Here is an 11,734-nt window from a genome sequence, read left to right as displayed (position 1 = left end):
CTGTTGCAATTCCCTAATTGATGTGATACAGTAAGAGCGTGTATGAGTTTTCATATGCGCTCTAAGCATGTAGTCCTGCAGAGACTATAAATCTGCCGCCGCAGGTGTCGGCATGGTCAGTCCATCGTCCATGCCGGTGAAAAGGGAAACAGGTGCAAGTCCTGTACGAACTCGTCACTGTGAGTAGGGAATAGGGAGCCAAGATGTCACTGAGCGATCGGGAAGGCGGTTCCCTGTGGTGATCTATGAGTCAGGAGACCTGCCTGCGGATAGAGCGGGGATTTCCCTGGGCCACGAGTAACTGGTCGTAACTGGATGACAGCACCGGTAAGCCATATATCGGCGGAAGGTCTGCGTCCAATTTGCGTCCTCTTGCCCTAATGCCTCCCAGAGAGGCATTTTTGAATCTGCAGGATAGTGATCCACAGAGTCATAACATAAGGGATGGTGTAAGGCCATCAAGAAGGAGGAGACAATGAGAAAGAAAATGGTAACGATTATGGCAGCATTGGCAATCACGGCGGCAGGCTTAACCGGCTGTTCGGGCAGCAAGGCAGCAGAGGAGACAAAAGCTGCGGAAACCACAGCGGCAGAGACAGCCACAGAAGCAGCGTCCACAGAGGCAGAGACAGAAGCTGAGACGGAAGAGGAAGCAGAGACAGAAGCACAGGCCTCCGACACTGCGATCTTAGTAGTCAGCTTTGGCACCAGCTTTAATGACAGCCGGGACATCACCATCGGAGCAATCGAGAAGGATATCGCTGCAGCCTTCCCGGAGTATGAGGTGCGGAGAGCATTTACCAGCCAGATCATCATTGACAAGCTGAAGGAGAGAGACCAGCTGGAGATCGATAATGTGGAAGAAGCCTTAGACAGGGCAGCTGCCGATGGGATCAAGAACCTGATCGTGCAGCCAACCCATTTGATGAATGGATTTGAGTACACAGATCTTGTAAATGGGCTGGAGGGGTATAAGGATAGCTTTGAGAAGGTGGCAGTAGGCGAGCCCCTGTTGACAAGCGATGAGGACTTTGAGGCTGTCATCAAGGCCATTACAGACGCAACTGCTTCCTATGATGACGGCGAGACTGCCATCGTATTCATGGGACACGGCACAGAGGCAGATTCCAACGAGGTATATGCAAAGCTGCAGGAGAAGCTGACTGCCAATGGATTTGAGCACTATTACATAGGCACAGTAGAGGCAGAGCCCTCCCTGGATGATATCACAGCCGCTCTGAAGGAGGCAGGATCCTATAAGAAGGTAGTCCTGGAGCCTCTTATGGTAGTGGCAGGCGACCATGCCAACAATGATATGGCAGGAGATGAGGAGGATTCCTGGAAGACCGTACTTACAAAGGAAGGATACGAGGTGGAATGCCTGATCAAGGGTCTGGGTGAGAATGAGGCGGTTCGCGCCATTTACGTAGATCATGCGAAGGCAGCATTAGAGAGCCTTTCCAAGTAAGACACTGTGCGTCCGGCAGACGGATGCGCTGCTCGCTGTGAAGGTTCGGAGGGTGCAGGAGGCATACCTGCCCTATGCTCCCGGAAGCGGACTTTTATGGAGAGATAAGGCGGAAACGTTACAGGTAAATATGTGGTGATATCCCCCCGCTTGTTATGCCGGTTATCCGGGCATCTTACAGGCGGGGGAATTTCCAATGGTGGGAATGATCAGAATGAAGAAAACAATGTGTTTATGTCTCCTTGCAGCGGGCCTTCTCCTGTGCCCGGTAGGGAACGCAGCAGTCAGCTTTGGCGCAGCCTACGATCAGGTCGCCTCAGAGGATGAAAAGGTGGCGGCCCAGGAGGTGGGCCTGGAGGGAATGATCCCGGTTGACGGATCGGAAGTATCAGAGGGCGTCTATGATGTGGAGGTGGAATGCAGCTCCTCCATGTTCCGTATCGAAAAGGCGGTTCTGACAGTAAAGGATGGGAAAATGGAGGCAGCCCTTACCTTGAGCGGGACAGGCTATTTAAAGCTGTTCATGGGAACGGGCCTGGAGGCAGCGGCAGATGACGGCTCCTCCTATATTGACTATGTGGAAGAGGAAGAAGGAAAATATACCTTCACCATCCCGGTGGAAGCTCTGGACAAGCCCATCGAATGCGCTGCCTTCAGCAAAAGAAAAGAAAAGTGGTATGACCGTACGCTCCTGTTTGAGGCCCAGAGCCTTCCGGAGGGGGCGGTAACAGCAGAGCTTCCCGACTATGAGGCCTTAAAGAAAGCCGCAAGAGATAAGAGGATCGCGGCCTTGAAGGCAGAAAAGGAGAGTGCAGCAGGGGCAGAGGCTGAGAGTGCAGAGAAAACGTCAGCTGCCGAAGGAACGCAGGCAGCAGAGGAGAGGCTTACTGCCCTGACAGATGGAGACTATACGGTGGAGATCACTCTTGCAGGCGGTACGGGAAGGGCTGCAGTAGAGTCTCCGGCAAAATTTTCTGTCCATGAGGGAGAGGCTGTTGTACAGATCGCATGGAGCAGCTCAAATTACGATTACATGATCGCAGACGGCCGGAAATATCTTCCTGTGAACACAGAAGGAAACTCTGTTTTTGCCCTTCCCCTCACAGTGCTGGATGAGGAGGTCTTGGTGACAGCGGACACCACCGCTATGAGTACGCCTCATGAGGTGGAATATACGATCACCTTTCACGGCGATACGATCAAGGCAGCAGAGTCCCCGGCACAGCCATCTGTCAGGAGCCCTCTTGCGGCTGTGGCAGCGGCAGCAGGAATCCTTATCTTATGCGCAGCCGCTTTTTTGCGGCGGAAAAAACAGTAACTGTAAGGGCTCGCGGTTATAAATGAAAGAAGGGAAAATGGAGCATGATGAAACGGCGGACAAGGGCCATCGCATGTGTGGTATGCATCATCTGCGCCATCCTGGCCTCCTCCTGCGCAGGCCTGAAAAAGGACGCGGGACAGGAGAAGGAGAGGACTGTCAGTTCCATGCTGCAGTATGACCGCAGTATGGAGCTGCAATATGCAGAGGAATTCAAGGCAGATTATTATAAGGATGGCTATGTCCTGATCAGCATTTCAGACAGCAGCCGTTTTCTGGTGATACCGGAAGGAGGGAAGATACCGGAGGATCTGTCCCCGGATATTGTACCCTTAAAAATGCCGGTCAGGAATATCTACCTGGTGGCCTCTGCCGTTATGGACATGTTTGTGTCCATAGATGCCCTGGATTGTGTCCGTTTTTCCGGCTTAAAGGCAGAGGGGTGGTATCTGGAGGAGGCAAAAAGCGCCATGGAGCAGGGAGATATCCTCTATGCAGGACGGTATTCGGCTCCGGATTATGAAGGGATCCTGGCAGAGCAGTGCGGACTGGCGATTGAGAATACTATGATCTACCACACGCCGGAGGTGAAGGAGCAGCTGGAAAAATTCCATATTCCGGTGCTGGTGGACCATTCCAGCTATGAGAACAATCCTCTGGGCCGGACAGAATGGGTCAAGCTGTATGGGATCCTGACAGGCAGAGAGGAGGAGGCCGCCGCAGCCTTTGAGGCTCAGGAAAAGGCCTTTGAGGCGGTTCGGGAAAAGGAGGCCTCCGGAAAGACCGTGGCGTTTTTCTATCTGACGGCCAATGGCGAGGTCAATGTGCGCAAAGCATCGGACTATCTGCCTAAAATGATAGAGATGGCCGGGGGAAGATATATTTTTGACCAGCTGGGAGAGAAGGAGGATATGGCCTCTTCCACTGTTACCATGCAGATGGAGGAATTTTACGCAGCTGCAAAGGATGCAGATTATGTGATCTACAACAGCACCATTGAGGGCGGTCTGGGCTCCATGGAGGATTTTCTGGCAAAAAGCCCGCTGTTTGAGAAGTTTCAGGCAGTGCAGGAAAACCGGGTTTTCTGTACCACGAAGAATCTCTACCAGTCCTCCATGGAGCTGGGAGATATCATTTCCGATATCCATCACATGCTGGCTGGGGAAACAGACGGGCTTACCTACCTGTACCAATTAAAATAGGCTCACATCAGAGAAACAGAATGACGGGAAAACAGCAGGAATAGGCGGAAAGGAGCACAATATGACAGACAGCCGAGAGAGAGAGGCTGCAGCAGCTGAAACAGATTCTGCAGCAGGAAGAAAACCTTTGGCAGGGCGCAGAGGTCCCCGCTTTTATTGTGCTGCGTTTTTATTCCTGGCTGTTCTCGTCCTTGTCCTCCTGGGAGCCAATGTGTGCGGAGGAAGCGTGAAAATCCCCTTTCTTCAGGTGATCCAGGTGCTGGCAGGCAAAGCATCAGAGAGCGTACCCTCCGACATTATTTTGCAGATACGTTTTCCGCGTGCTCTGGCAGCGTTGATCCTGGGAGGAGGGCTTGCCCTTTCCGGCTATCTTCTCCAGACATTTTTCCATAATCCCATAGCAGGCCCATTTATTCTGGGAATTTCCTCCGGGGCAAAGCTGGTGGTCTCCCTGGTGCTGGTGTGCTTTATTGGGAATGCCCTTGCCGTCAGCTCGCTTGCCCTGATCGGAGCAGCCTTTGTGGGAGCGATGATCTCCATGGGCTTTGTGCTCCTGATGTCGAAGCTGATTGACCGGATGTCCATGCTGATCGTCAGCGGTGTTATGATCGGCTATATTTGCTCGGCCGTAACGGATTTTGTTGTGACATTCGCAGATGATGCGGATATCGTGAACCTGCATAACTGGTCCAGAGGAAGCTTTTCTGGTATCACTTGGGAGAATGTGGCGGTGATGGCGGCCGTTATCCTGACAGCGTCCGCAGGTGCCTTCCTCCTGGCAAAGCCCATGGGAGCATATCAGCTGGGGGAAGCATATGCTGCCAATATGGGAGTGGATATCCGGCGTTTCCGGATGTGGCTTGTGGTGCTTTCCAGCCTGCTTTCCGCCTGTGTGACAGCCTTTGCAGGGCCTGTGTCCTTTGTGGGGATCGCAGTCCCCCACCTGGTAAAGCAGCTGTTTGGCACGGCAAAGCCCCTTCTCATGATCCCGGCCTGCTTCCTGGGGGGAGCGGCCTTCTGCCTGTTCTGTGACCTGCTGGCCAGGGTGGTGTTTGCACCCACAGAGCTCAGCATCAGCACTGTGACAGCTATTTTCGGAGCGCCGGTCGTCATTTACATTTTGATACGGCAGAACCTGCGTGGGTCCGGCGGAGGGCGCGCCGCTTCACGGTGAAGGCTGGCGCGCATCTGGCATACCTGAATACATGCCGCCTATCCGGCGGCGGGACCTTCAGAGTAAGGGAGAGGAAAAGACCATGAATCAATATTACTTTTATACGGAAGGCCTTACTGTGGGATACCATGGAGTCCCCCTGGTAAAGGAGATCGGGATCGGGCTGAAACAGGGAGAGATCGTGACTCTCATCGGCCCCAATGGTGCGGGGAAGACCACCATTTTAAAAAGCATTATCCGGCAGCTGGAGCCTGTGGGCGGAGCGGTGTATCTGGATGGCAGGAATATAAAGGAATTTCCCGGAAGGGATCTATCGAAAGCCATGTCAGTTGTCCTGACAGAACGGACCAGGCCGGAGCTTATGACCTGCGAGGATGTAGTAGCTGCGGGGAGGTATCCCTATACCGGAAGGTTCGGAGTCCTTTCCGGGGAGGATAAAAGGATCGTCAGAGAGTCCATGGAGCTGGTGCATGTGAGAGAGCTCTCAGACCAGGATTTCTCCACAGCCAGCGACGGGCAGAAGCAGCGGGTAATGCTGGCAAGGGCGATCTGCCAGCAGCCGGAGATGATCGTGCTGGATGAGCCTACCTCTTTTCTGGATATCAAGTATAAGCTGGAATTTCTGTCCGTGCTCCAGAAGCTGGCAAGAACAGGAAGGCTGGCAGTCATCATGTCCCTTCACGAGCTGGATCTGGCAGAGCGCATTTCCGACAAGGTGGTCTGTATCAAGGGAGACAAGGTGGATCGCTTCGGCAGTCCCCAGGAGGTATTTACGCCAGGCTATATCAGGGAACTGTTTGACATTGGCTCCGGTTCCTATGATGAGGAGACCGGATGTCTGGAGCTGGAGACACCGAAGGGAGAGCCGGAGGTATTTGTTATTGCGGGAAACGGCAGCGGGGCTCATACCTTCCGAAAACTTCAGCGGGCCGGGATCCCCTTTGCTGCCGGAATCCTGTGGGAAAATGATCTGGACTACCCGGCAGCAAGGGCTTTGGCAGCAGAGGTGGTAAGTGAAAGTGCCTTCTGTCCTATCAGCACAGAGCATGTGAAGCGTGCAGAGGAGCTGATCAGCAAATGCAGGAAGGTTGTCTGTACTGTGGATCTCCATAGGCCTGGGGAGTTTGCAGATGCGCTGCGCGGGCTCTGGGAATATGCGAAAAGCACAGGAAAAGCGGGCACTGTATAAACCTGCATGCGCCGGGCAGCGGACGCGCCACCGCACCATGAAAGTACATGGAGGCGGATTCTGAGATACTGGCCATGGAGGACAAGGCGACTGAAAAGTGATCATAACAAGGAGGACAAAATGAAGTTTTTATTGGATGGATTGATGGCTGTCACATGGCAGCAGATCGTGATGTACGCAGTGGGGATACTGCTCATATGGCTGGCGGTGAAAAAAGAATATGAGCCTTCCCTGCTGCTTCCGCTGGGCTTTGGGGCAATTCTTGTAAATCTCCCTTATTCCGGCGTAGTGGATCAGATGGTCCAGGGCAAGGTCCCGGCGGCAGGGATCATACAGTGGCTGTTTGAGACAGGGATCGAGGCTTCGGAGGCAATGCCTATCCTGCTGTTTATCGGCATAGGGGCTATGATCGACTTCGGCCCTCTGCTCAGCCAGCCGGTGCTGTTTTTGTTTGGGGCAGCAGCGCAGTTTGGTATTTTTGCAGCCATTCTCATTGCCTGCATGCTGGGCTTTGATTTAAAGGATGCTGCCTCTATCGGCATCATCGGAGCAGCGGATGGACCGACCTCCATCCTGGTATCCCAGGTTCTGGGCTCCAACTATATGGGCCCCATTGCAGTGGCAGCTTATTCCTACATGGCCCTTGTGCCGATCATCCAGCCCTTTGCCATCCGGCTGGTGACTACCCACAAGGAGCGGTGCATCCACATGGAATACAATCCGAAGAGCGTCAATAAGGCGCTGCGCATTGCCTTCCCCATTGCAGTAAGCATTATCGTGGGCTTTATTTCCCCGCAGTCCGTGGCATTGGTGGGCTTTCTCATGTTTGGAAACCTCTTAAGGGAGTGCGGTGTGCTTAACAGCTTAAGCCAGGCCGCCCAGAATGAGCTGGCCAATATCATTACCCTGATGCTGGGGATCACCATTTCCTTCAGTATGAGGGCAGAGCAGTTTGTCAATCCTGCCACTCTCATGATCATGGGGCTGGGCCTGGTGGCCTTTGTGTTTGACACCATTGGCGGCGTGCTCTTTGCGAAGCTTGTGAATGTGTTCTTAAAAATGGCAGGGAAGAAGCCGGTGAATCCCATGATCGGCGGCTGCGGCATTTCTGCCTTCCCCATGTCCTCCCGTGTTGTCCAGAAGATGGCTGCAAAGGAGGAGCCGGGCAACATCATCCTGATGCAGGCCGCAGGAACCAACGTCTCCGGCCAGGTAGCCTCCGTCATCGCAGGCGGCCTTGTGATCAGCATTGTAACACAATATCTGTAGGGAGGAAGCGAGAATATGAATATACAGAACATAAAAATTGCCCTGGAGATCATGGCAAAGGGCATGGGCGGGATCTTTGTTGCGATCATTATCATCATGCTTGCAGTGATGGTTTTGGGGAAGCTTACCAGAGGGAAGAAGGAAGAATAACAGAAAAATATGGGAGCAATCTCTAAAGGGTATCCTGAAAGCCTTGATTTGGCTGCAGGATACCCGTTTTTCTGCCAACAGATCTACAGCTTATCCTCGATCACCGGTATCACCGTCTCATCCGTTTCATCCAGATGCTTCAGATAATACTTCGTATCCCTTGCAACCACCCCTGATAAAAGCAGTACAGCCACCAGATTGGGGATTGCCATCAGGGCGTTTAAGGTGTCAGCGATGCTCCATACCAGCTCCAGCTTCAGGACAGGGGCCACGATCAGGATGATGATCCAGGCCAGGCGGTAGGGCATGACGCCGCCCTTGCCCAGCAGATATTCCAGGCAGCGTTCACCGTAATAGGACCAGCCCAAAATGGTAGAGTAGGCAAAGGTGATAATGCCGATGATCAGGATCGGCTGTCCGATATAAGGGATCAGGCTGAAGGCAGCATTTGTCAGCTCTCCGCCGGAGAGGCTTGCTACATGGATGGAATCCTGACCAATGATGCTGCTGACAAGCACGAGGCCCGTGAGCAGGCAGACTACTACAGTATCCCAGAAGGTCCCGGTGGCAGATACCAGAGCCTGACGCACAGGATTACGGGTCTGGGCGGCAGCTGCCACAATGGGGGCAGAGCCCATACCGGATTCGTTGGAAAATAGTCCTCTGGCGATCCCGTAGCGGGCGGACATCATAATGCCGGATCCCACCAGGCCTCCGGCAATGGAATCCACCTCCGTAAAAGCACTGCAGAAGATCACAGAGAAGGTCTCTCCCAGGTAGGCTCTGTTGATAATCAATATGATAAGGCAGCCTGCCACATAGAAAAATGCCATAAATGGAACCAGTTTTTCACATACCTTTGCAATGGACTTCACGCCGCCGAAGATGACAAGGCATGTGACAGCTCCGGTGATGATACCCACTGTGAGGCTGATAAGCCATGGATAAGCTCCGATCAGGCTTGCCATGCCCTGGGAGCTGGAAATAAGAGCTGGCTTTACATTGCTGTTGATAATACTGGAAATGGCGTTGACCTGTACGCCGCAGCCAATGCCAAAGGAAGTCAGGGCTCCCAAAAGGGCGAAGGCCACAGCCAGCCATTTCATATGAAGTCCCCGCTCTAAAGCATACATGGCACCTCCCAGCATGGTCCCGTCCTTTGTGCGAACCCTGTATTTTACGGCGATCAGAGACTCCGCATACTTTGTGGCAATGCCGAACACGCCGGTAAGCCAGCACCACAGCACAGCTCCGGGACCGCCCAGGGCAATGGCTGTGCCAACTCCGATAATGTTGCCTGTGCCTATGGTGGAGGCCAAGGCAGTGGTAAGGGCAGCAAACTGGCTGATATCACCGCTGGAATCGGGATCCCTGGTGATGGAGAGCTTGATACCCGTAAAGGTCTTGCGCTGGATAAAGCCTGTGCGCAGGGTCAGAAAAATATGAGTACCAAAAAGCAGGACGATCATAGGGATCCCCCACAGATAGTTATTGATTGTTTCAATCACATTGCTGAATAGTTCCATTCTTCCTATCCCCCGCCTCATAAAATAAGATCAATACGTTTACTTTAGCACAGTGTCCGCGGAAAAGCAAGAAACAGGCGGTACGCCCCAAGAAGGGATGCATACCGCCTGTCCGAAAGGATGTCAGATCACACATTAAACCGGAACAGAACCACATCTCCGTCCCTCATAACATACTCCTTGCCCTCAGAGCGCACAAGACCCTTTTCCTTAGCAGCGTTCATGCTGCCGCAGGCCATAAGGTCATCATAATTTACCACCTCAGCCCGGATAAAGCCTCTCTCAAAGTCACTGTGGATCTTGCCTGCTGCCTGTGGAGCTTTTGTGCCGACCTTGATGGTCCATGCGCGTGATTCCTGCGGGCCTGCCGTCAGGTAGCTCATGAGACCCAGGATGCGGTAGCTGGCCGCGATCAGCTTCTCAAGACCGGATTCTGTCAGGCCTAAGTCGTCTAAGAACATTTTCTTCTCGTCCTCGTCCAGCTCGGCGATCTCCTGCTCGATCTCCGCACAGATCACAAAGACCTCACAGCCGTTTTCAGAGGCAAAGCTGCGGACAGACTGGACATAGGCATTGGAAGCGCCGTCATCTGCCAGATCATCCTCAGCCACATTGGCAGCGAAGATCACAGGCTTCCAGGTAAGAAGGTTCAGGGAATTGATAAATTCTCTGTCATCCTCATCCTCCACCTCAAAGCTTCTTGCCAGGCGGCCCTCCTCCAGATGCTCCTTGAGCTCTTTTAAGAGAGCAACCTCCTTTGCCAGATCCTTGTTATTAAAAGCGCCCTTAGACTGCTTTGCGATCCGGCGCTCCAGGATCTCAATATCAGAGAAGATAAGCTCCAGATTAATGGTCTCAATATCCCTTAAGGGGTTCACGCTGCCATCCACATGGATGACATTGGGGTCATCAAAGCAGCGCACCACATGGACGATCGCATCCACCTCACGGATATTGGAGAGAAACTGGTTGCCCAGGCCTTCACCCTTAGAGGCACCCTTTACCAGGCCTGCAATATCCACAAATTCGATCACAGCGGGAGTCGTCTTCTCGGAGTGATACATTTCCGTCAGCTTGTCCAGACGGTAGTCCGGCACAGGAACAATACCGATATTGGGATCAATGGTACAGAACGGATAGTTCGCTGATTCCGCCCCGGCCTTTGTCAGTGAATTGAACAGGGTACTCTTGCCCACATTGGGGAGTCCTACGATTCCTAATTTCATGTGATTACCTTCCTATCTTAAATGGTTTGTCTATCATGTGATTGCATGTCATCTATAAACAATACATTATACAGCCTTATTATCATAGCATAAAAAGGCAGGAAATAAAAGAGGTATTTCCCTTGCTTTTTATAAGTGTAAGGTTTAAAATGTATAAGATACTCTTACAGTATAGAGAAAGGGAGCGCAGACATTGATGGAGACAGCAGGCGCAGATTTAAGCTTTATCAATTTAGGCATTACCATAGAGCATTTGAGAAACAGTATTTCCGTATTCGGCTTTCGGATTGCGTTTTACGGGATCATCATAGGGATCGGTATGCTGGCGGGGATGGCGGTGGCTTTTTCCGATGCCAGAAGGAGGGGGCAGGATCCGGATATGTACCTGGATTTTGCGCTGTATGCCATTATTTTTTCCATTATGGGAGCCAGGGCATACTATGTGATCTTTGACTGGGCAAACTATAAGGATGATCTTCTTCAGATATTCAACCTGCGGGCAGGCGGGCTGGCGATCTACGGCGGTGTGATCGCCGCTGTGCTGACGCTGATCATATTTACAAGGATCAGGAAGAAGTCCTTTTTCTCCATGGCGGACAGCTGTGTGCTGGGGCTGATCACAGGGCAGATCATCGGCAGGTGGGGGAATTTCTTTAACTGCGAGGCCTTTGGCGGCTTTACGGACAACCTGCTGGCCATGCGTATCAAAATGAGCATTGTGAATCCAGGGATGATCTCCCGGGAGCTGATCAATAAGCAGATCGTGGAGAATGGGGTCGCCTACATCCAGGTCCATCCCACCTTCCTCTACGAATCCCTGTGGAACCTCTGTGTGCTCTGCTTTATGCTGTGGTACAGAAAGCGCAAGAAGTTTGATGGGGAAATGCTCTGGATCTATTTCCTGGGCTACGGCCTGGGACGGGTGTGGATCGAGAGCCTGAGGACGGATCAGCTGAAGCTGCCGGGGACAACCTTTGCCGTGTCACAGCTCCTTTCGGCTGTGCTGGTGGGGGTATCGGCAGGAGTGATCCTGTACCGCCGCCGCAAGCTGAAAAAACAGTAAGCAGTTCAAAGGGCAGACTCCCAAAAGTGGGGAAATCCCCCCGCCAGAGGGGCAAAAAAGCCCTTAAACAGTAGAAAAACCATATTTTGTGTCTCAAAAAAGGCACGTCCCATATTTAGGGGCAGCCGCGAAAATGTGCGCGGCTGCCT

At 52.6% G+C, this 11,734-nt stretch carries 10 protein-coding genes and 1 riboswitch; of the genes, 8 read left to right on the top strand and 2 right to left on the bottom strand.

All coding sequences use genetic code 11. The features are described 5' to 3' along the window. Positions 1–85 precede the first annotated feature (85 nt). Positions 86–281, top strand: a riboswitch (cobalamin riboswitch). Between the two features lie 194 nt (positions 282–475). From LIZ87_RS05975 to LIZ87_RS22350, 7 genes are all read left to right on the top strand, one after another. Continuing rightward, on the top strand, positions 476–1,468 hold the full coding sequence (locus LIZ87_RS05975; RefSeq protein WP_330664550.1) for a sirohydrochlorin cobaltochelatase: 993 nt from the start codon (positions 476–478) through the stop codon (positions 1,466–1,468). A 214-nt stretch (positions 1,469–1,682) separates the two neighbouring features. Continuing rightward, positions 1,683–2,786: a hypothetical protein gene (locus LIZ87_RS05970; protein WP_227145796.1), complete on the top strand. Its 1,104-nt coding sequence runs from the start codon at positions 1,683–1,685 to the stop codon at positions 2,784–2,786. 44 nt (positions 2,787–2,830) lie between these two features. After that, positions 2,831–3,988 (top strand): ABC transporter substrate-binding protein, encoded by a 1,158-nt coding sequence (locus LIZ87_RS05965; RefSeq protein ID WP_227145795.1) that lies wholly within the window; start codon positions 2,831–2,833, stop codon positions 3,986–3,988. A 61-nt stretch (positions 3,989–4,049) separates the two neighbouring features. Then, complete coding sequence (locus LIZ87_RS05960; RefSeq protein ID WP_178316210.1) at positions 4,050–5,162, top strand: FecCD family ABC transporter permease; 1,113 nt, start codon at positions 4,050–4,052, stop codon at positions 5,160–5,162. 82 nt (positions 5,163–5,244) lie between these two features. Then, positions 5,245–6,351, top strand: coding sequence for an ABC transporter ATP-binding protein (locus LIZ87_RS05955; protein WP_178316211.1), 1,107 nt, complete (start codon positions 5,245–5,247; stop codon positions 6,349–6,351). A gap of 120 nt (positions 6,352–6,471) precedes the next feature. Beyond that, complete coding sequence (locus tag LIZ87_RS05950; RefSeq protein WP_227145794.1) at positions 6,472–7,620, top strand: sodium ion-translocating decarboxylase subunit beta; 1,149 nt, start codon at positions 6,472–6,474, stop codon at positions 7,618–7,620. A 15-nt stretch (positions 7,621–7,635) separates the two neighbouring features. Further along, positions 7,636–7,770: an OadG-related small transporter subunit gene (locus LIZ87_RS22350; RefSeq protein ID WP_264467920.1), complete on the top strand. Its 135-nt coding sequence runs from the start codon at positions 7,636–7,638 to the stop codon at positions 7,768–7,770. An 83-nt stretch (positions 7,771–7,853) separates the two neighbouring features. Here LIZ87_RS22350 and LIZ87_RS05945 read toward each other — a convergent pair whose 3' ends face one another. Both LIZ87_RS05945 and ychF read right to left on the bottom strand, forming a co-directional pair. Further along, positions 7,854–9,296 (bottom strand): alanine/glycine:cation symporter family protein, encoded by a 1,443-nt coding sequence (locus LIZ87_RS05945; protein WP_227145793.1) that lies wholly within the window; start codon positions 9,294–9,296, stop codon positions 7,854–7,856. Positions 9,297–9,424: 128 nt separating this feature from the next. Continuing rightward, complete coding sequence (ychF, locus tag LIZ87_RS05940) at positions 9,425–10,522, bottom strand: redox-regulated ATPase YchF (protein WP_178314278.1); 1,098 nt, start codon at positions 10,520–10,522, stop codon at positions 9,425–9,427. A gap of 196 nt (positions 10,523–10,718) precedes the next feature. Between ychF and lgt the strand changes: the two genes are divergently transcribed. Beyond that, positions 10,719–11,585 carry a prolipoprotein diacylglyceryl transferase gene (gene lgt / locus LIZ87_RS05935; RefSeq protein WP_178314285.1) on the top strand — a complete coding sequence of 289 codons (867 nt, stop codon included), beginning with the start codon at positions 10,719–10,721 and terminating at the stop codon, positions 11,583–11,585. The last annotated feature ends 149 nt before the right edge of the window (positions 11,586–11,734 follow it).

Source organism: Lacrimispora sp. 210928-DFI.3.58, assembly GCF_020554865.1.
In the GTDB taxonomy this organism is placed as follows: Bacteria; Bacillota; Clostridia; order Lachnospirales; family Lachnospiraceae; genus Enterocloster.
The sequence above is the reverse complement of the archived record's forward strand: the minus strand, read 5'-3'. Positions and strand labels throughout refer to the sequence as shown.